Source organism: Aestuariibaculum sediminum (assembly GCF_014596945.1).
GTDB classification, from domain to species: Bacteria; Bacteroidota; Bacteroidia; order Flavobacteriales; family Flavobacteriaceae; genus Aestuariibaculum; species Aestuariibaculum sediminum.
On the sequence record NZ_JACVXB010000009.1, the window covers coordinates 18,475 to 41,670 of the forward strand.

Here is a 23,196-nt window from a genome sequence, read left to right on the forward strand (position 1 = left end):
TATTCGAAGGCTAAATTCAAACACTTATTGTGTTAATTCCCAAAATTATATCGCAGCGTAACACCCGATCGAATTGTTGTTTGCGGAAATGCTGTGCTTATCGCGTAATCGGAGAAGGCATAATCGAAGTAAAAAATACCCGTTAGGTTTTTACTAAATGCATAGTCGGCCGAATATTTGAAATTCCAAATGGTTTGGCCCGAAGTAATCTGGTTATTTTCTAAATCGAGATACCTGATAATGGTTTTATTATCCCTTACCGAAATATCAGCTTTCATATTAAGGTCACTAATAATTCGTTTACTTGGACCTGCTAAATTTGAATGAATACGCAAATCTTTAATTCTATAGCCCAAGCCTATGGTATACTCTTTACCTTGTACTTCGGTCATTAAATTATTATCAAAACTCAGCGACAGCAAACGGTCTCTTTGAATTTCTGCCAATATTTTAATTGAGTTTTTCATTTCAAAATCTATACGCACCAACGGACTAAAACGCTCCATTAAATTAATGTTACTGAATAAGGTTTTATTTTTATAATTGCCAGACTGGTTCTTTACATCGGCTGGTTGACTATCGTATTCGACTGAAAAATCTGGCTGAACATAATCTAAATTAGTTTGAAACTGATTGATTGTATAATTAGAAGTATAACCATGGTTTATAGAAAAACGCCTAAAATTCCTTTTGAACCATTCGAATTTCATAAACCCTGTATATTTTAAATTCCAATTTGGTATGGGCACATTTCTAAAAGCACTGGTTTTCACCTTACCGGCATCGGTACCAGAATAGGCCGCCAAAAAGGCTGGTAACAAAACGGCCTGACTATTTTTTCCGAAACCTTTTGGGAATCCGTCTGCATCTACATCATTTAAATTTACACCTTGTTTCTGAGCCAATCTTCTGGCAATCGTTAAGCGATTTGATCTAAAATCATTAAATGCATCACTTGAATTTTCGTCACTCGCACTAAATGCCGTTTTAAGTAATATGGTTGAAATACTAAAGTTACCGAAATTATTAGGCGTTAAGGATTCATATTCGTAGGCTCCTGCTACATTATTAACCCTGTAATTTTCGGCATAATTATCTACATAAAGTTTGTTTCCTGTTAAATCAATTTTTAAATCTCTTACAGGCTCAACTGTAGCAGTATACCCAAAATCTTCACTATGCGAAGTTGTGTATTGCTGATTAAATTCAGGAAACAATGTTAACCAACCATTCCTTGCCGCTAAATACCTGACATCATTTTGGCTACCAAAAGTAAACCCTAAGGTTGGTTTTAGTGTTCCAATAAATCCAGGTGTTTGAAGGTAACCTGGTAAAAACGTCCCATTATTTTCTGAATAATTTAATTGAATATTCTTAACGCTCGTTAAAATATCGATACCCGCATTTAAAAATTTTGTACCCGTGTCGCCTTTAGGTTTTGACTGGTTGTCTGATGGATTTGGCGGATTATTACTACTTCTAGTTGTTGTTGATGTATTTCTTCTAACTGGTTTTTTCACCAAACCTATATTTCGATACAAACGATTTAAATCGAATCTTGTATTTATATTATGAACATTTGAATTTTGAACTGTATTTCCTAAATTATAGGTTACGCCATCGACTTCCAAATTACCATAAAGGTCTGATCCTTTTTGCCACTGAAACGTACCACTGTATTGATACGTAGCATTAATAAAATTTAAAGCTGGTATTTTTTCAAACGGTACCTGATAGTTTATACCTAACTCCTGCATTTGCCTGTTAGGATCACCAAAATCAAAAAAGCCATCCCATACATCTAAAGTTGGATCCTGCAATTGCTCATTTGCAACAGTATTCTTAAAATAGTTACGAATAATATTGTTATTAGCTGCTGTAAAATTGAAACTTAAAGCATCGGTTAAATTATAATTAATGGTGTACTGAAAGTCGAACATGTAATTTCTTCTAAACAATTCTTCGATAGCAATATTACCGGCAGCGAGCTCAACTTCTCTATATTTTTGCTTATTAAATTGTCTATTAATATCGGTATTAACGGTAAAGCTAGCCGGCAGTAAGTTAAGATTAAAATCTTTTAATAATTTCCAATACTTTCCTGTAAATAGCGAATCCTTATTTTTAAATGGTTCAATTCTTAGCGGCTCAAAATTGTATGCATAATTAACCCCGGCCCGTATCGATTTATTTACAGAATTTTCGATTTCGAAATCCCTATGCTCTACTTTGTTATATGAGTAATTTAAGGTCAGGTTTTCTACATCGTAAAAATGAGGCTTTCTTTCTTCATTTGTTTTTATTTTACGAACCCCTATAAAATTAATACTCTTACGTTTGGTATAATCTTCCGATTGTTGCTTGATCCGTTCCCGTTCTCCATTTGATTGCGCCGCATCCAATCTGGAATCTAAAGTTAAATCTTCGTAATACTGATCGTATTTAGGCGTAATTAATTCCTCACTTTGCCCATAATTAAACGGTATTTGAACTCCCCACTCTTTTGGCAATAGTTGTCCGACATTAACATTAGTCACAACATCATACTGTTTCACATCTTCCAGACTTCGCTGACTTGGACCTTGCTCTATACCTCCGAATCCTGATGTGCTTTGCCTACCAGTTGCCGAAATATTCATAAAATCGGCCACATTACTATCCATACTTAACACAGCAGCCCAACCTCCTTCGTTATCCATATCGGATAATCGCAATTCGTTAAACCAAACTTCGGCACATAACTCGCTGTCGGTTGCATTTTTTACACCGACCATAAGTGTTCTAATATCACCAAAATTTGGATTTCCTTTAATTCCTACCCGATGTTGTCCTGTTACATATCCTGAGTATGGGTCTGACACTAAGTTAATGTCACCGTTTACCACATCGTAAAATGTTGGATCTTCATTTCCGAGTGTCATTTGCGATATACCTTCCGCTTTTATTTTGGTTAAAATTTCAACCGGTAAATTAATCTCATTTTCAGTTGGCCATATACCTTCTCTCGTTTCCGAAGTAGATATCATTAAAGGTATTTCAATTTGATAAAAGTTTTCTGTAAGGTCGTTACCCATTCTAATAAATCCAACAACATCGTTATCTGTTAAATTACCAGTGCCATCTTCACCGTCTTCTGCGTGAATAAACATTCGTAAGCGCTTAAACTGACGCATATCTATACTTATATTTTTATAGACCGCCTTTGCGTCTTCAGCTTCCAGATTACATACTTTAACCACTAGCGATTGCTCATTCTGATCTACTACCGTGTTGTTATTAAACAACTGTTCCGGTTCAATTCCGGGTGGACGTTGATAACTTCCTTCGTTCTCAATAGTACCTATTACACCTACCGAAAAATCGGTTTGCGCATCTTCTGGGGTTGGGTCATTTTTATCTAAAGCCTGTGTATATCGACGCCATTCACTTCGCACCAACTCTAACGAACCAAAACGCATAACAGTAGGTTGTATGAAATCTTTCAAATAAATACGTGTAAAGCGTATCGAGCGGAAATCGCTAATTCCACCATATCGTTTATACTCTGGTATATTATTATCATCGAATTTCTCTAATGGCACGTTAATAGGAATCCTGAACTGATACCATCTTACAGGCACATTATCTCCATTTGGCATCCTGCGCACAGGTTCTTTAAAATCTCTTAAGAATTCCTTTAAAGGATTACTGTTGGGTAAATTTTCAAAATCGTCTTTCGATTGCGGCAAATTTTGACGGCTAATAGGTAAGGCATATTCAAAATAACTATTAATAGTATTCATCGTGTTGTCGCGATTTACATCCTCGACATCTGGTTGCGTATTTGCACCACGATCGGTATTAGAAAAAGTATCAGGTGTATTTCCCTGCACGCCATTATACTTTTTGTAACGTTCGAAAATATCTCCTTCAGCATTTAAAAAATAGGTGTAATTATCGTTTGATGGATCTTCACCAAAATTATTACCGAAAATGGCGAGCTCTTCTGCGTCATCGTAACCATCGTAACCCACATCTTGATTATCGCGTTCCTGACCTGTAGTATCGAACGTGTAAATTAAGGACTGGTTTAATGGCGCCACCGTACCCCATTCGGTTGGATTCAATAAACTTATATCGCCATCTTTAGGCAAACCATTTTCATACAACTTTTTACCATCTTTAATAATGTCTTCGGAAATATTACCTAAGTTAAACACCAATGTACCACCAGGGTTTGACGGGTTCTCATGAAATGGATCTTGCAGCCAAAATTCTATGTACTCCACATTTTGCTGTTCGAAGTCGGTTGAAGTTATCTGACGTGTAATTCCTGCCCAGGAATCCTGCGGGTTGCTAATTACATTATTAGTAGTGTTAGGATCGAAATTATAGGGTCCACGCTCGGTTGGGTAATATGCTAAATCTAATGTAGATAGCACCGAATTTTGACCTTGAACTAAATCCCGATCTGGAAATAATTCGTTAATAAAAACACGACTTGTATACAAACTAGACATGTCGTTGTCGGAGATGCCATTGGGACGTTGCCCACTGTAAAATATTGGGTCGATATTATACCAGTTAAGCATGGCGCGCTGGTACCCATTTTGAATACCATTTTCATCCTCATTTGGGTTAGATGCCACATTCAATTCTAAAGGCCTGCTGGATAAAAACCAGGATTGCTGCGATTTTAAATCGATAGCGTTTTGGGTACCCTCAAAATCATCAATATATGAAGTTGCTTCACCATTTAAACTGGTTCGTTTAGGAGCTCCAGGAGCAAGATAAGCGAATTCACCACGTAACGATACATTCGATTCTACATCGGTATCTATATTTGGTAATTTGTTAACCATTCGTGTTAAGAATGGCACTTTAGTTGCGTAATTTCCGTTTAATCCGAAAATCGTATTATTTATAGGCTCCGAACCATAATTAGCCTTTTGTGTGATAGGTCGTTCATTTAAATTTAAAAATGTTCCGCCAAGCACAAAATTTTCGTTGAATTTATGTTCGACATTAAATCCGGTAAAACGCTTTGTTTGCTGACCAAAAACGGCATTATTCTCGGTAGAAACCTCAATAGGTGTATTTGATGCTTTTAAAGCTTCATCTAAAATTTGAACCCGTCCTAATTGATAATTTACAGTATAATCAACTCCTTCAACTAATACACGACCTCCTGCTGTTACTTTTACAGAACCACGCGGTACATTAAAGGAACCTATAGGAATACCGTCGCTGCCAGTAGATTTATAACGCCCTTTTAATTTGAACTTGTTTTTCTCTACCTCTTCTAAAGCAGCTGTTTTAGTACTGTTATAAAGAATATCGTAAACGTACTTTTTCTGATCGTCGTTATAGGTTGTTTCATCAGTATATGTTCCGTCACCCAGAACATTAAAAAGATATTCTCCAAAAGGTTCTGCGCTGGTAAATATAATTTTCCCATTTTGCGGAATTACTGTGATACCTGGGACAAAATCAAAAAAACCATCACCATTGGTTTGCGGGTCGTTATTAAAATTTAACTTATCTAAATTAAATACTCGTAATAAGGGTGTATTCTGAATTTTTGCTTCTTCTGGCGTATTGGCCGTTAACGGGTTTCCGTAAACATCTTTAGTAAAATCTGACCCTACGGGTTTTATAAAGTTTAAAGGTGAAGCTTCATTGTAAAATATGTTTAATTTAAAATCTTCTTGACTTAGGTTATAAGCTCCCGTATCATAAACGTTTTTCATCATTAAATCCCAGATGTATCTGTCGACGTTTGTAACACTACTTTTTAATAATTTTAAAACTAAGTTTGTATTTACCACATTGGTTACCTGTCCAGAACTGTTTGTTGTTACATCGGTGGCATCTACACCATCGTTAGCAAACTCTCCAACCTGATACACATTTCCTCCAACAGTAAACTGAAAAGCTACAGCCAGCACCTCATCGTTATTTAAACGCTGCGTTAAAGAAAGGTAACCTAATTGACTATTAAAGGTGTACTCTCTGCCGTTTTCTAATTTTCTCGCATTTTCCAATTTGGCATAATCGAAACCTTCATTTACTCCAGATATATTAAAACCGTTATGAACCGTTGAAATATCTCGTATCGCATCGTTTAGCTGAGAATTGGGACCACCAACAATTGTGGGGTCGAATGCATTATTACCATTGTCTGGAAATACCCCTGGAGCTCCAAATACATTAACATTAGAATCGACCTTATCGGTTTCGGCTAAATCCTGAAGCGCCACAATGTTTCTAACATTATCAGTTTTATTACTTCTGTTGGTTATCCAAACCTCTAATCGGGTAATTTGTAACCCTTTATTATTTATAAATGGATAATTCTCTAATGCCCGATCGTAATTTTCTCTAAAGTACTGCGCTAGGAAAAAGTGCCTGTTTTCGTCGTAATCGCGAATAAATAATTCAAACTCTTCCAAAGTACCGCCTCCTTGAGCTATAACTCGGTTAGATTCTGAACGTTGCTCAGAAAAGACCGCCGTAACTGTCGTTTTACCAAACTGAAGCTGTGTTTTAACACCGAACAAACTTTGCGCCCCAGTAATTAAAGAGCTATTTAATGGCATATTTACATTACCAACCTCAATTTTTTGAATAATATCATCCTCTGTTGGCGTGTATTCTAATTTTATAAGATTTTGAAAATCGAATGTTGATTGTGTATCGTAATTAGCATTTACCTGAAGTCTGGTTCCAACCTTACCTAGCAAACTTAAACTAATACGCTGATCGAAATCGAAAGTAAAATTGCTGCGGTTTCGAGGAGAAAATGTGGGATTATCCTGCCTTGAGAATAAAACTCCTAAATCCATCTCTACCGATCCCTGAGGCACCACCTCTATAGTATTGCTACCAAAAATACTTTCAAATAACCCAGATTTTACATAAAACTCAGGCAACAGGTTCTTTTGAGCATCTTCAGTACCATCCTTTTTACCATCTAAGGCATCTATTTTTTCTTTGTAATACGACCTTAAACTTTCTTTAGCCACTAAATCGTAATATTCCTGTGGCGTTAAAATAACCGGATACTTAATATTAAAAGACCCTATTTTTTCGGTGTAAATGTAGCGATTCGTTACAGGGTCGTAAGTATATTTAGCATCGATGCTTTCGGGCTTTGGGGTTTTAATGGTACCCAGACTAGCCCCTGTTTTTAAAGAATCCTGAGCATAAGACCAACCTAGGCCTACAAACAAAAAAACCACAGATAAAAAAAACGTTTTAAAATGCTCTTTTTTTGCTGTGTTAATCAATTTTTGAAAAAGAAGGTTAGTTATATTCAAAATTCTTTACAAATTTTTTAAAGCCTGCTTAATTAAGTTTTCGACGGTTGCTTCTGGTTCTGTTTTTAAAATCTTATCTACAACGCGCTCCGCCTGCTTTCTAACATAACCAAGTACCTCTAAAGCAGATAACGCTTCATCTTTGTTGGTATTGTCTTTTGTAGCAGAAACTTCATCTAAATCATAAATTTTAAGAACCTTATCTTTTAAATCGATAATAACACGTTGCGCCGTTTTTGCTCCAATACCTTTTATAGATTGTATAAGTGGAGCATCGCCGGAGGCAATACCTTCAATGACTTGTTTTGGCGTTAGGGAAGATAACATAGTACGCGCCGTACTGGCACCTATACCACTTACAGAGAGGAGTAGTCTAAAAACTTCTCGCTCTATTAAAGAAGAAAACCCATATAAGGTATGGGCATCTTCTTTTATTTGTAAATGCGTATATAGTTTTAAATTCTCGTTATTTGGAATTTCGGAATAGGTATGAAGTGAAATATTTAACAAATATCCTACTCCATTACAATCTATAACAACATCTGTTAAATTCTTCTCTACAAGTTTCCCTTGAATATGTGTAATCATTTATAGCAATTGGTATACTTTCAAATGTAATAAAATTATTTAAAAATCAATCGTTATAAGTCATCCTTTTCCTTCTCCTGTTTTTCCTTTTGCTGTGCATCTACTACAGCGATAGCCGTCATATTTACAATTTCATCTACGCTGGCTCCAAACTGAAGGATGTGAACCGGTTTACGCATACCCATCATTATTGGCCCAATAGACTCCGCTTCGTTAAGCTCCTTTAAGAGCTTATAAGTGATATTAGCAGAATCTAAAGTAGGGAATATCAAGGTGTTAACTTTTTTATCTACCAGTTTTGAAAACGGGAATTTATCCTTAAGCATCTCGGCATTTAAAGCAAAATCCGTTTGTAATTCTCCATCTATTATCATATCTGGATAATAGCGATGTAAATAAGCTACAGCGTCACGGACTTTTGATGCTTTAGGATCGGATGATGAACCAAAATTTGAATATGAAGTCATAGCCATAACTGGTGTCATACCAAACATTCTAACCACTTGCGAAGTCATTTGCGCAATTTTAGTAAGTGTTTTGGTATCTGGATCAATGTTTATAGAAGTGTCGCTTAAAAATAATGGGCCTCGCTTGGTCATCATAACATTTGTAGTAGCTACACGTTTTACTCCTTTAGCCATACCAATAAGTTCTAACATTGGCTTCACCACTGTTGGATAACTTCTAGAATACCCTGTAATTACTGCATCGGCATCGCCTTCATTTACCATCATGGCAGCAAAATAATTACGTTCTCGCATTAATCGTTGTGCTGAATAATAGGTAACGCCTCTTCGTTTACGCTGTTCCCAGTATACTTTTGCGTATCTGTTTTTACGATCATTTTCTTCTTCTGTTTTAGGATCGATAATCAATACATCGTCACCTTCAAATTCAATTTCGGCCATTAATTCCTCAATAGCTTCCTTTCTTCCTAATAAAATAGGAATTGCAATACCTTCTTCATAAGCAATTTGTGCCGATTTTAATACTTGCAATTGATCTGCTTCAGCAAAAACCACACGCTTTGGGTCTAATTTAGCTCTGTTAAGTAACAATCGAACCATTTTATTATCGGATCCTAAACGCTCACGTAATTTATCCTGATACCCTTCCCAGTCGATGATAGGCTCTTGCGCAACCCCACTTTCCATAGCTGCTTTAGCAACAGCTGGAGGAACCTCAGCTATTAAACGAGGATCAAATGGTTTAGGAATAATATACTCTTTACCGAAGGTTAATTTAGTTTCTCCATAAGCTATATTTACTTGTTCAGGCACTGGTTCTTTAGCCAATCGAGCTAAAGCTTCAACTGCAGCCATTTTCATAGCTTCGTTAATTTTTGTAGCACGAACATCTAAAGCGCCTCTAAAAATAAATGGAAATCCTAAAACATTATTTACCTGATTAGGATGATCGCTACGCCCTGTCGCCATAATGACATCTTTACGCGTAGCCAACGCCAAATCGTACTTAATCTCAGGGTCTGGATTTGCCATAGCAAAAACGATTGGGTCGTTAGCCATTGACAGTAACATTTCTGGAGAGAGTACATTAGCCATAGACAAACCAATAAACACATCAGAATCTTTCATAGCTTCCTCTAAAGTGTCAATTTTTCTATGGGTTGCGAACTCGGCTTTCTCTGCTGATAAATTATCTCTGTCGTCTCTAATCACACCTTTACTATCGAGCATGACCATATTTTCACGTTTTGCTCCAAAAGCCTGATACAAACGAGAGCATGAAATCGCTGCGGCTCCTGCACCACTGATTACGATTTTCACATCCTCTATTTTTTTCCCAATTAACTCTAAGGCATTTATTAAAGCTGCCGCAGAAATTATGGCTGTACCATGCTGGTCGTCGTGCATTACCGGAATATCAAGCTCCTCTTTTAATCGACGTTCGATTTCGAAAGCTCCAGGTGCTTTAATATCTTCTAGGTTTATTCCACCAAAAGTTGGTGCAATATTTTTTACAGTTTCGATAAATTTATCGACGTCTTCAGTATCTACTTCAATATCAAAAACATCAATATCGGCGAATATTTTAAATAAAAGCCCTTTTCCTTCCATAACAGGTTTAGATGCCTCAGGACCAATATTTCCTAATCCTAAAACTGCTGTTCCGTTGGAAATTACTGCTACTAAATTGCCTTTTGCTGTATATTTATAAGCATTATTTTTGTCCTTTTCGATTTCTAAACATGGCTCTGCAACCCCTGGCGAATATGCTAAAGATAAATCTCTTTGTGTGGCATATTTTTTGGTTGGTACGACCTTAATTTTTCCTGGAGTAGGTTTTGCGTGGTATATAAGTGCCTCTCTACGTTTACTTTCTTGGCTCATATGATAATTAGTTAACTAATTAGGCAAATATAATAATACTCCTCTAGGTAAACGGTTTATCTTATAAGTTTTTAATGATACTTTTTTAACTAAATCGTGTATTATATTACTTTCAAAACACACATTTGATTACTAATATTATAATTTTCATTTGAATTTTGTACGAATCAAACTCGACATAATGATATTTTAATATATGAATTACATTTATGTCAATAAATTTAATTTCCAAAAAAAAGGCTTTATCATTATAAAGCCCTTTTTGTAGTTGGTAAGTTTGGTTATGTTTTTTATTTGAATATTACGTCTGGGTCGGTTACTGCATTTAACAATTTAATATATTTTTCATCCAATAACTTTACACCCAATTTAAAGGAGGCATTGGTCCATCCAAATCCACCATCGGGAACATATTTAAAGTTAGTTCCAACATTTCCGTATTCGACATTTACTTCATGCGTACAATGGAAAACATCAAATTTTTCTGGAATTAAACCGTTATAATCTACCGCCGTTTTTACGATAAGCCAAAGCCAACGGTAAATTAGCTCCTGACTTTTCTCATGAAAATCATAATTTTCCAACCCTTCCCAAATTAGCATTTGGTGTGGTGCCCAGCCGAAAGGGAAATCCCATTGACGATCTGGCATGTCTTCTGGCAACATTACTAAACGTGCTGTTGACACTATACCGCCTTTAAAAGCTATTTCTGGTAAGTGATTTAACAATTTATTGGCTTGTTCCTGACTACAAAGATTGGCCCATAACGGATAAAAATTTGAAGCTGAACTACAGGGTTGTTGTTCTTGCGTTTTAAAATTATAATCGTAATAGCATCCCATCTCTTTGTTCCACATGAACTTATCCATTAAACCTTTTCGATGATTAGCGCGTTCATACCAGTCTTTAGAACTAAATGTTTCTCCTTTAAAAGTAAAGTTATCATCAAAACAATGTTCAATAAAATAAGCTATGTCGGATTCGTATTTGTATAGCAAACTGTTTAAATCGACCGTGTTTAAATGCGCCGAACAGCCATCGAGTCTGTTAGTAGTATCATGTCCACTTTCGCGCATACTTCTGTCGTGCACAAAATACATATCTAAATCTTCGTCTATGAGCTGCTTATCATCATACTTTGCTTTAAATTCTTCTAAAGGTAAATTATGTTTTTTAGCGTAGATTTTTAAAATTGCATCAAAATGTCCAGGTTCTGTTTCACTCGGAGCCCCCTGTCCTTCTCCAAAATATCTATTCAATCCATTTTCTGTTAAACGCACACCTTTAGTCATCCAAACGTTAAAATACTCGGTAATTGCTGTACAAAGTTTTTGTTTTAACCAGCCCTCAGGTAAATCGAACGCATAAGCCGTATACATTTCTTTTATAAAAGAACTAAAAAATGGCGGTTGTGACCTTGATAAATAATAGCTTCGATTGGCATTAAGTATTTTTCCGTAATGAATAATTTGATATTCTAAATTGTCAATCATAGATTGAGCCAATTCAAACTTATCATCTATAATAAGTCCGAGACTTATAAAATAACTATCCCATCCATACATTTCATTAAACCTTCCTCCTGGCACAACAAAAGGACGGCTATGCCCTTGAATTTGCGAATAGGCCAAAGATAAAATCCCAGGTTTTTGGTTTAAGGCTAAAATTAATTCCTTCGAGATGTTTTCCGGGATAGCTTCTACTTTTACATGACTATGCTTTTCTGTTTTTTTCTTATAAAACTGAAGTGCATTTATATCCGACTCTGGCACATAGAGTCTTAAATAATCCCCTTGCATTTTCTCATCTTCCAATACTTCAAGTAAGCCATCGTCATCAAAGCTACGAGTTAACTTATCCCAGTAATAATCTTTTATAACTCTTGAAAGTCTTGTTACAGGCGCTTCAAATACATGTTCCAAATTTACAACTCCTGTTTCTTCATTTAATAAAGCTGTTTCCTGTAGTAAATTAGCTAAATAATATGTGCCTTCGATGGTAACAGGCTCCCCATTTATATTATCAACTATCAAAGACTTTTTACCATGATCTTCTACCGTAATAGTATAACTTCCAGTAGTATCTTCCTGGTTAATTAAAAGTTCAATAAGTTTATCTCTATGAATTAATAACTTCATGTTTTTTAATAGTTTTATTCAACATTAACAGGGATATAATTAAGACTGTCATTGGTATAATCATGAAGAAAAATGCCTTTTGACCTCCAATATGCTCAAAGAGGTAGCCAATAATTCTTGACCCTAAAGTCCCACCAAGTGCAGAGAAAATAACAATTAAACCTGTCATTGAACTATGCAGTTTATTTGGAAGTGCAGAAAGCACCACTGAGTTGATTAAGGGATAGATGGGCGCTATAAACAGCCCAATAATTGGAAATATAAAACCTATAAAAGGTATATCGGATACATTTGTAATTTCATTTGTTTCTAAACCAAAAACCTTTGGAAGAATTACAGCTACAATTATCATGGCAACAACAATACAGGTAACTGATATGGTTAACCAAGATACTTTTTTTACTAAAGCTCCAGCCAACAATCTACCTACCGCAAGAGAGATTGCCAGAATACTTGCCATTTGGACGCTTAATGTATCATTTAAAGACAATACAGACTTGTTAAACGTTGGCAACCATGTCATAATCCCTTGCTCTACCATAACAAATAAAAAGGCACTGATAACAAAAAAGATAACTAACGGCGCAACAATAAGCTTTAACATAGCTATAAAATCTTGCGTTATAGTTTTATTGGATATCTCTGGTTTTACTTCAATTTTTGAAAAGAGCAATAAGATAAAGGAAACCGCTATTAATCCAGCTAAAAACAGATATACATCTAGCCACGCATCTGGATTAGTTTCATCAAAAAAAGCAGGAAAAATAAAATAGGCTAAGGCTATGCCCACCATAAAAAATCCTTCTATAGAACTCATAAAACTTCCGTGCTCCTGCGGCGAATTTGTTAAAAGTCCTATCATGGAATATACGGACACCTTAATAAAGGCAAAGGCAATACCAATGGTTAAAAACAAAATTTTAGTACTGCCAAAAGTATTTCCATAATACATGTATAAACACCCAAAAAAGACTACAAAAAGCGCGATTAGCATACTTCGTTTATAACCAATTTTAGGAAGAAATGATGCGACAAAAAAAGACACAAAGGCAATGGACAAATCTTTAAACCCCTCTAATACACTGGCATTGGTTTCGCTTACATTGTAATTATCTATAGCCTGTTTTATAACAATACCAACGCTGTTAAGTAATATGGCGAATACGAAATAATTTACGTAAAGAGCGATTTTAATACCAAGATTCTTCATTCAATTGTTTTGGTTTCGATTAAAACACCGCTTAAAAATATTTTTAAGCGGTGTTAACAAACAAACATCTAATAATCCCAATTACAACTATTAATAATCAAAATTCTATCCTAGGGGGCGATTTTTTACGAACCGCCTTGAGCGCAACTTTTCTCAAATAATTTTAAATCTTATTCGAAATTCAAATCACACTTTTAAACTAAAACAATTCTAAATTACATGCTCTCAACTTCTTCCTATTTCCTTTATTTACCATTAAATTGAACATTGAAAGTTTTGAAGGTGTGTTTATTTTAGTTTTATATTACTTTTTTATAAGTAAATGATTTAATGGCTTTTAATTCTATTTCAAATGTAACCCTCCTATTTCATTTAATACAAAAAAAACGAACGAAAACATTTTCGATTTAACCGAAAACGTTTTCGATTAACAATAGCAATAGTTATTTCATCGAAATCAATTTAAATTTTATACCATAAATTGCTATATTGACAATAGAAACCCTAATAACATGAGAATATGAGAACTGTCACTCTAAAACAAATTGCTGAAGAGTTAAATATTTCAGTAACCACAGTTTCCAAAGCCCTTAAAGGTTATTCCGATGTAAGTAAAGAAACAAAAAAGCGCGTTCTTGATTTAGCCGAACGTCTCGATTACACGCCAAATTCTTTTGCAGTGAGTTTAAGAATGCGCCAATCTAAAATTATTGGTGTTATAATTCCAGATACGGTACATTACTTTTTCTCAATTGTTATTAAGGGAATTTTAAAAGTTGCCGAACAGCATGATTATATGGTCATCTTAATGCAGAGTAATGAGAAATTTGAACTCGAAAAGAAACAAATTGATTTGCTATTAAGCAAAGGGGTTGATGGCATTTTAATTTCGTTATCGAATAATACAAAACGGTTTGACCATTTACAAAAAGTAATAAAACATGACATACCATTATTGTTATTCGATAAAATTGCTAAAACGGTAAATTGCTCAAAAGTATATATTGATGACCGTAAAGCCGCTTACGATGCCGTTACTTACCTAATAAATAAAGGGTACCGCCGTATTGCTCATTTTAGAGGTGATTTAAACCCGCAAAATTCGATTGATCGATTTTTAGGCTATAAGCAAGCGTTATTAGACAATAACATTCCTTTCGACCCAAAATTGGTTTATATGTGTAACAACAATACCGATTTTGATGATGGATACAATAACGCAAAACAAATGTTTGAAGACCATGGTCATACCATTGATGCTGTTTTTACAATAACTGATCTCATATCGATAGGTATTATAAAATACTGTGACGATAACGGCATTAAAGTTCCGGACGATTTAGCTTTATTTGGGTTTAGTAACTGGTTTATGTCTTCGGTAATAAACCCAGAATTATCAACAGTAGAGCAACACCCATTTAAAATTGGTGAAACTTCAGCTGAAATTTTATTTGATGAAATTAAACGCAAACTTAACGACGAACCTATTGAATATAAAAAAGTGGTCATCCCAACAGAGCTCGTTATTCGAAAATCGAGTGAAAAAAGCGAAAATAATCCCATTAAAAAAGTAATAAACCTATAGTTTGGATAAACTTTAAAATAGCTCATTATAAATCATTAGTCGCAGATAATCAACGTATTTACATATAATAATTTAAAATTATTATTACTACTTTCGTCGCTTTGACATCAATTTTAGTAGAATAAATGAAAACAGTTACCCTAAAGCAAATAGCTAATGAGCTAAATATTTCTGTAACTACTGTCTCCAAAGCATTAAAAAATTATCCCGACGTTAGCAAAAAAACACGCCAACGTGTTTTAGAGTTAGCTAAAAGTTTAGACTACACCCCAAATGCTTATGCGGTTAGTCTACGTATGAAACAATCGAAAACTATAGGTGTAATAGTTCCAGATACGGTTCATCATTTTTTCTCTACGGTTATTAAAGGTATTTTAAAAGAAGCTGAATCACGCGATTACATGGTAATCTTAATGCAAAGTAATGAACGTTTTGACTTAGAAAAAAAGCAAATCGATTTACTTATGAGCAAAGGGGTTGATGGTATTCTGGTGTCGTTATCTAACGATACCAAAAAATTCGATCACCTTCAAAAGGTTATCGATTATAACATTCCATTGGTTTTATTTGATAAAATTTCAAAAACCCTGAAATGTTCAAAAGTTTACATAGATGATAGAAAAGCCGCTTACGATGCCGTTACCTATTTGATAAAAAAAGGTTTCAAACGTATTGCTCATTTTAGAGGCGACTTAAATCCGCAAAATTCCATAGATCGTTTCTTAGGGTACAAACAAGCTTTATTAGATAATGGCATACCATTTGACCCTGAGTTGGTATACATGTGTAATAACAATGCCGACTTTGATGATGGCTATAACAACGCTAAAAAACTTATAACAGACCATGGCTCTAACGTGGATGCAATCTTTACTATTACCGATTTAGTTGCTATTGGTATCATAAAATACTTTAAGGACCATGATATAAAAGTACCTGATGACATTGCATTATTTGGGTTTAGTAATTGGTTTATGTCTTCGGTAATTTGCCCCACATTAACAACCGTAGAGCAACATGCCTTTGAAATTGGTGAACAATCTTCTAAAATATTATTTGATGAAATACAGTGCAAATTAACAAAAACACCCATAAAACATAAAAATATAATTATCCCTACCGAAATGATTTTTAGAGAATCGAGCTAACTTTTTAAGAAATCAATATTTCTTTTTAGTCCAGAAAATTTGGTTCGTTTTACTGCCGATTTTTTAAATATTTTGCTAAATACCTCTTGGGTAATTTCTTCCCAATCCCTTTTAGACATAGTCAAAAGCTCAGGGTGCGGATTAAATAAAGGTTCATTATGTCCTTTAGAAAATCGATTCCATGGACATACATCCTGACATACATCGCATCCAAACATCCAATTATCGAACTGCCCTTTAAATTCTGTAGGAATTTGATCTTTTAATTCTATGGTAAAATAGGAAATACACTTACTTCCGTCTACGACGTAAGGTTCTTTTATCGCCTGCGTAGGACAGGCATCAATGCATTTAGTACAAGTACCACAATGATCGGTTGTAGGGGCATCGTATTCCAATTCTAAATCCACAATAAGTTCGGCAATAAAATAAAACGAACCAACTTGCCGGGTTATTAGATTACTATTTTTACCGACCCAACCTAATCCACTTTTGGCTGCCCAAGCCTTATCTAAAACAGGAGCTGAGTCAACAAATGCACGTCCGTTAACTTCACCAATTTCATCATTAATAAAATTTAGAAACACTTTTAGCTTATCTTTAATTACAAAATGATAATCGGTTCCATAAGCATATTTACTAATTTTTGGAGCTTCTCCATCTACTTGTTTATGTTCAGGGTAATAATTTAATAATAATGAAATGACACTTTTCGAACCTTCAACCAACTTTGTAGGGTCTAATCGCTTGTCGAAATAATTCTCCATATAGCTCATTTCACCGTGCATATTTTTATTTAACCATTTTTCTAATCGAGGAGCTTCCTCTTCTAAAAATCCAGCACGACTTATCCCACATGACAAAAAACCGAGGCGTTTGGCTTCGGTTTTTATCAATTGTGTATGTTTTGTAAGAGACTTCATTTATTAAAACAATCCTCCCTGTACAGATCCTTTTATACGTCCTAAATGTTTATATGCTAATTCGGTAACTTCGCGACCACGCGGCGTTCGCATGATAAAACCCTGTTGTATTAAAAAAGGCTCATAGACTTCTTCAATCGTTTCGGCACTTTCACTAACTGCGGTAGCTAATGTAGTAATACCTACAGGACCTCCTTTAAACTTATCGATTATAGTTGTTAAAATTTTATTATCCATTTCATCCAGACCATGAGCATCGACATTTAACGCCTGAAGTGCGAATTTCGCTATTTTAATATCTATACTTCCATTACCTTTTATTTGTGCAAAATCACGAACCCGACGTAATAATGCATTGGCTATACGTGGCGTACCTCGACTTCGTCCTGCTATTTCAATAGAAGCTTCCATACTAATAGGGACATTTAAAATCGATGCACTACGTTCTATAATTGTTGCTAATAATTCGGTGTTATAATATTGAAGTCTACTTTGAATACCAAATCGAGCGCGCATTGGCGATGTTAACAATCCCGACCTCGTTGTTGCACCTACTAAAGTAAACGGATTCAAATTAATTTGAACCGTACGTGCATTAGGACCAGATTCAATCATGATATCAATCTTGAAATCTTCCATTGCCGAATACAGATATTCTTCAACAATTGGACTTAAACGATGAATTTCGTCAATAAACAAAACATCGCGTTCATCTAGATTTGTTAAAAGCCCTGCAAGGTCTCCTGGTTTGTCTAAAACAGGTCCTGAGGTTACTTTTATACCCACATTAAGTTCGTTTGCTAAAATATTAGCTAACGTTGTTTTACCAAGCCCTGGTGGGCCATGAAATAATGTATGATCGAGTGCTTCACTTCTTAAATTAGCCGCCTGAACAAAAACCTGAAGATTCTCCAATACCTGATCCTGACCCGTAAAATCGTCAAAACTAAGAGGTCTTAACTTTTTTTCAACATCTAATTCTTCTGGTGAAAAGTGATCGCTTGTAGGGTCTAAGTTTTCGTTCATAATAAAGTATCTCAAATGCAAATATAAAGAAAAAGCCTTTCTAAATTTAGAAAGGCTTTTTGCAATTTATTTATCTTTTATTAGTGTTGAAGTTCTTCTTCACCATCCTTTAGCGGAACATTTTGAGGAACAAAATCTACATCATGACCTGGCTTACTGTAATCGTATGCCCAACGGTAAACATGAGGAATCTCTCCTGGCCAATTTCCGTGAATATGCTCAACTGGTGTAGTCCATTCTAAAGTAGTAGACTTCCAAGGGTTTTGAGATGCCTTTTTTCCGTAGAAAATACTGCTAAAGAAGTTATATAAGTATATAATTTGCACAACTCCACCTATTAAAGCAAACACAGTAATAACAACGTTTACATTAGCTAAATCATCGAATAATGGAAAGTTACTGTTTGTATAGTAACGACGAGGTAATCCAGCCATTCCAATAAAATGCATTGGGAAGAAAACACCGTAGGCACAAACTGCAGTTATCCAGAAATGAATGTATCCTAAATTTTTGTTTAACATACGTCCAAACATTTTAGGGTACCAGTGGTAAATACCAGCAAACATACCGTAAAGCGCAGAGATACCCATTACTAAGTGGAAGTGAGCCACAACGAAATATGTATCATGAACGTTAATATCTAAAGCCGAATCTCCTAAAATAATACCAGTTAAACCTCCAGTAATAAATGTAGAAACAAATCCAATAGAGAATAACATAGCCGGATTCATTTGCAGGTTACCTTTCCAAATGGTGGTTATCCAGTTGAAAGCCTTTACAGCAGATGGAATCGCAATTAATAAAGTAGTAAATGTAAATACAGAGCCTAAGAAAGGATTCATTCCCGAAACGAACATATGGTGACCCCATACGATTGTAGATAAGAATGCAATCGCCAATATTGAAGCAATCATTGCACGATACCCAAATATTGGTTTACGTGAATTTGATGCCATAATCTCAGATACCAGACCCATTGCAGGTAAAATTACAATATATACTTCCGGGTGACCTAAAAACCAAAACAAGTGTTCGAATAATACCGGTGAACCTCCATGATAATGTAACACTTCACCTTGAATGAATATATCTGATAAGAAGAATGATGTTCCAAAACTTCTATCCATTATTAATAATAAAGCAGCAGATAATAATACCGGGAATGATACTACACCAATAACTGCAGTGATGAAAAATGCCCAAATAGTTAAAGGTAATCTGGTCATTGTCATTCCTTTTGTACGTAAATTAAGAACGGTAACAATATAGTTAAGTGAACCTAATAAAGACGATGCTATAAAGATTGCCATAGATACTAACCATAATGTCATACCCATTCCTGAACCTCCTTGCGCCATTGGTAAGGCACTTAATGGGGGATAAATAGTCCATCCCGCAGCAGCTGGACCAGCTTCAACAAATAATGAAATTACCATGATGATACTAGACAAAAAGAATAACCAGTAAGAAACCATGTTAAGGAATCCAGAAGCCATGTCACGCGCACCAATTTGTAACGGAATTAATAAGTTACTGAAGGTACCACTTAAACCAGCTGTAAGTACAAAGAATACCATTATAGTACCATGTATGGTTACTAATGCTAAATAAATATCGGCATCCATAACACCCTCAGGTGCCCATTTTCCTAATAAAGCCTCAAATAACACGTTTGGCTCCTCTGGCCATGCAATTTGCATACGGAACATTAAAGACATAATAATTCCGATTACTCCCATAATGGTACCCGTAATAAGGTATTGCTTAGCAATCATCTTATGGTCCATACTAAAGATGTACTTCGTTACGAAAGTCTCTTTATGATGATGTCCGTGGTCGTCGTGAGCGTGAGTATCTGCGTGTGCTGACATAATCTTATATCGTATTTATCTTTTTATTAATTAGTTTGTTAGAGAGTTTTTAAATTCCTTCTGTTCTTTAATCCATGCATCAAACTCTTCCTGAGTTTCTACTACAATCTTCATTTGCATGTTGTAGTGTGATTTACCACAAATTTTATTACAAATTAACAAGTAATCAAATTCATAGCGATCTAAAGCATCCTCTCCTTTAGCTATTAAATCCTTACTTTTTTCAACTCTAATTTTGTTGATATTAGCCACTTTTTCAACCATATCAGGGTTTTGTCTCATTTCCTCACTAGTAACGGTTGGTGTAAAACCAAACTGAGTAATCATACCAGGAACACAGTTCATTTGAGCTCTAAAATGTGGCATATAAGCCGAATGTAATACGTCTTGAGAACGCATTTTAAACAATACTGGCTTTCCTACAGGTAAGTGTAATTCTTTAGTTATAATATCATCCTGAGCGTTTGGATCAGCTTCATCTAAACCTAAAACGTTAGCTTTATCGATATCTATTAAGCGTACATTAGCTAAACCTAAGGTATTATCCTGACCAGCATAACGTGCTGTCCAGTTAAATTGCTGAGCATATAATTCAATAACTAATGGATCATCACTTTCATCAACGCCCATAATGTTTACCCAAGTATTTAAACCATATATAATTAAACCTGCTAATACAATAACTGGAATAATTGTCCAAATGGCTTCAAGCTTATTATTATCGGCAAAGAATAGAGCTTTTTTCCCCTTCTCTCCCTTATATTTAAAAGCAAAATAGTGTAATAAAAATTGCGTTACTGTTTGAACAAAAAATATGATAACTAACGATATAGCCATTAAGTTATCTATGGTTGGACCATGAGCAGAAGCCGAGTTAGATAGTAACGGTAAATCGCCCCATTTAACTATGCTTATAATGGTAATGATATAAATGAAGGCTAAGAAGCCCATCATTAAATATGCATTTATTTTGTTGTCTTTATCGGTGGCAACCTGGTCGCACTCCGATTTTGCCTGAGCCAAATCGAATATTTTTACCATTTGCCATATGGCAACTAGAATAAATACTAAAACTATAATTGTTAATAAAGCAGTCATTGTTATCGTTCGTCTTTATTTATATCTTAATTAATAATGAAATTCTTCGCTTTCCTTTGTTAAAGGGTAATTCTTAGCTAGTAATGGTGCTTTTGTTAAAGCTGTAAACACTACAAATATAAATAACCCTCCAAATAGTAATATGGCACCAATTTCAGGAACTCCAATAAACCATCTATCGCCAACTGTTGCAGGCATAATCATATTGAATACATCAATATAATGACCAAATAATATTACTAAACCAGTCATTACTACAAACCAAGGTACACGTTTAAAGTCTGCATTCATAAGTAATAATACAGGGAATATAAAATTAAGTGCTACCATACCAAAGAACGGCAGGTTATAATCATTAATACGTGTAATAAAATAAGTTACCTCCTCTGGTATGTTAGAGTACCAGATAAGCATAAATTGAGAGAACCATAAATAAGTCCAGAAAATACTAATGGCAAACATAAACTTAGCGACATCGTGTAAATGGTTTTCATTTACAAACTCTAAATAACCTCTAGATTTTAAATAGATAGTTATTAAGGCAATTGCAGTAATACCACTTACAAACATACTAGCGAAAACATACCATCCGAATAACGTTGAGAACCAGTGTGGATCTACACTCATTACCCAATCCCAAGACATCATAGATTCTGAATAAATAAAGAAAACTAGGAAAGCTGCTGCTATACGGAATGATTTCTTGAAATTACTTTTATCTTCAGCTGAATCTTGAGCAATTGAGAACTTACGGGCAAAATGACGATATAAACTCCATCCTGCAATAAAAACAATACCTCTTACTGCAAACATTGGTAAATTCAACCAACCCGATTTTCCTTGAATTAAGGCATCCTCTGCCACGATTTCAGGATTCATCCAGATGAATAAATTATAATGACCTATAGTTCCAGAGGCAATTGCTATTAATAAAACAATAATCGCTCCAGGTAATACATAAGCGGTTATAGCTTCCATTACTCTAAAAAGCACAGGTGACCATCCAGCTTGAGAAGCGATTTGAATGGCATAAAATGCTAAAACACCCAAACCAATCATCATAAAGAAAAATGCACCAACATATAAAGCCGACCAAGGACGGTTTGCAATCTGGTGCTGTACGTGTTCTGCATGCGCATCACCGTGGTGAGCATCTTCTCCATGTGAAGTTTCTGCATGAGCACCATGAGTATCATGCGCACCAGCAACTTCATGTGTAGCCTCTTCTCCGTGTCCTCCACCATGATGTGAAGCTTCTTCAGCAAGCATTGTTTTAACTTCGTCTAAAGATTTATGAGATGTCATAAAACCATATCCAACACCTAATACTCCTAAAACCATTAAGATGATTGAAAATGTCTTTAATTTATTTGAAAATGTATACATATCTATATAATCTTATCTTCTTACTTTACTAAATCAGCTCTTAATTTTAATACATACGAAACTACTTGCCAGCGTTCTTCTTCATTAATTTGATTAGCGTAAGAACCCATTGCATTTTTACCATAGTAAATGGTGTGGTAAATACTTCCAGCTGTAATATCTCTATCGGCATAATTTGGTATACCTAATATTTTTTCACGTTTTACAAGTTTACCTTGCCCGTCGCCCTTATTTCCATGACAGATACCGCAGTATATATCGTAAAGTACTTTACCTCTTTCTAAATCCACTTTTGTAGAATCAATTGGATTTGTTAAGGTCGCCTTTGCCAATTCGTAACCTTCAGTAGTATTTTCAATATCGAATGGAACAAACCCTCTAGGTATTGTACCTTCTGCCGGTAATTGTGCTTCTACTCCATTTCTAAAAGCAGTCGACTCACTATAGGTTTCGTATCCTACAGATTCATACATATTTGGCATGAACTGGTAATTTGGTGCGGAATCTTTTTTACAAGATACAGCTACTAAAACAACTGCTATTGCTAATATTTTAATTAAGCTCTTCATCTCTA

Annotated in this window: 13 protein-coding genes; 2 read left to right on the top strand and 11 right to left on the bottom strand. The window is 35.0% G+C overall.

Annotated elements, in window-relative coordinates:
* Positions 1 to 32 precede the first annotated feature (32 nt).
* From sov to ICJ83_RS15220, 5 genes are all read right to left on the bottom strand, one after another.
* Entirely contained in the window at positions 33 to 7,298 is a 7,266-nt protein-coding gene (gene sov / locus ICJ83_RS15200) for a T9SS outer membrane translocon Sov/SprA (RefSeq protein WP_449369430.1), read from the bottom strand.
* 6 nt (positions 7,299 to 7,304) lie between these two features.
* Entirely contained in the window at positions 7,305 to 7,886 is a 582-nt protein-coding gene (ruvA, locus tag ICJ83_RS15205) for a Holliday junction branch migration protein RuvA (RefSeq protein ID WP_188231267.1), read from the bottom strand.
* Positions 7,887 to 7,939: 53 nt separating this feature from the next.
* Positions 7,940 to 10,237: an NADP-dependent malic enzyme gene (locus ICJ83_RS15210; protein ID WP_188231268.1), complete on the bottom strand. Its 2,298-nt coding sequence runs from the start codon at positions 10,235 to 10,237 to the stop codon at positions 7,940 to 7,942.
* Positions 10,238 to 10,527: 290 nt separating this feature from the next.
* Positions 10,528 to 12,375, bottom strand: coding sequence for a trehalase family glycosidase (locus ICJ83_RS15215; protein WP_188231269.1), 1,848 nt, complete (start codon positions 12,373 to 12,375; stop codon positions 10,528 to 10,530).
* Positions 12,356 to 13,585: an MFS transporter gene (locus ICJ83_RS15220; RefSeq protein WP_188231270.1), complete on the bottom strand. Its 1,230-nt coding sequence runs from the start codon at positions 13,583 to 13,585 to the stop codon at positions 12,356 to 12,358. The genes ICJ83_RS15215 and ICJ83_RS15220 overlap by 20 nt, the downstream gene beginning before the upstream one ends.
* Before the next feature lie 520 nt (positions 13,586 to 14,105).
* Here ICJ83_RS15220 and ICJ83_RS15225 point away from each other — a divergent pair.
* Both ICJ83_RS15225 and ICJ83_RS15230 read left to right on the top strand, forming a co-directional pair.
* Entirely contained in the window at positions 14,106 to 15,170 is a 1,065-nt protein-coding gene (locus ICJ83_RS15225) for a LacI family DNA-binding transcriptional regulator (RefSeq protein WP_188231271.1), read from the top strand.
* Between the two features lie 125 nt (positions 15,171 to 15,295).
* Positions 15,296 to 16,318 carry a LacI family DNA-binding transcriptional regulator gene (locus tag ICJ83_RS15230; RefSeq protein ID WP_188231272.1) on the top strand — a complete coding sequence of 341 codons (1,023 nt, stop codon included), beginning with the start codon at positions 15,296 to 15,298 and terminating at the stop codon, positions 16,316 to 16,318.
* On the opposite strand, the gene queG is transcribed toward ICJ83_RS15230, so the two are convergent.
* From queG to ICJ83_RS15260, 6 genes are all read right to left on the bottom strand, one after another.
* On the bottom strand, positions 16,315 to 17,241 hold the full coding sequence (queG, locus tag ICJ83_RS15235) for a tRNA epoxyqueuosine(34) reductase QueG (RefSeq protein WP_188231273.1): 927 nt from the start codon (positions 17,239 to 17,241) through the stop codon (positions 16,315 to 16,317). The genes ICJ83_RS15230 and queG overlap by 4 nt on opposite strands.
* Positions 17,242 to 17,244: 3 nt before the next feature.
* Positions 17,245 to 18,267 (bottom strand): Holliday junction branch migration DNA helicase RuvB, encoded by a 1,023-nt coding sequence (gene ruvB / locus ICJ83_RS15240; RefSeq protein WP_188231274.1) that lies wholly within the window; start codon positions 18,265 to 18,267, stop codon positions 17,245 to 17,247.
* 80 nt (positions 18,268 to 18,347) lie between these two features.
* Entirely contained in the window at positions 18,348 to 20,138 is a 1,791-nt protein-coding gene (locus tag ICJ83_RS15245) for a cytochrome c oxidase subunit I (protein WP_188231275.1), read from the bottom strand.
* A gap of 30 nt (positions 20,139 to 20,168) precedes the next feature.
* Entirely contained in the window at positions 20,169 to 21,236 is a 1,068-nt protein-coding gene (locus tag ICJ83_RS15250; protein ID WP_188231276.1) for a cytochrome c oxidase subunit II, read from the bottom strand.
* Between the two features lie 30 nt (positions 21,237 to 21,266).
* Entirely contained in the window at positions 21,267 to 22,622 is a 1,356-nt protein-coding gene (locus tag ICJ83_RS15255) for a quinol:cytochrome C oxidoreductase (protein WP_188231277.1), read from the bottom strand.
* A gap of 20 nt (positions 22,623 to 22,642) precedes the next feature.
* Entirely contained in the window at positions 22,643 to 23,191 is a 549-nt protein-coding gene (locus ICJ83_RS15260; protein WP_188231278.1) for a c-type cytochrome, read from the bottom strand.
* Positions 23,192 to 23,196 lie beyond the last annotated feature (5 nt).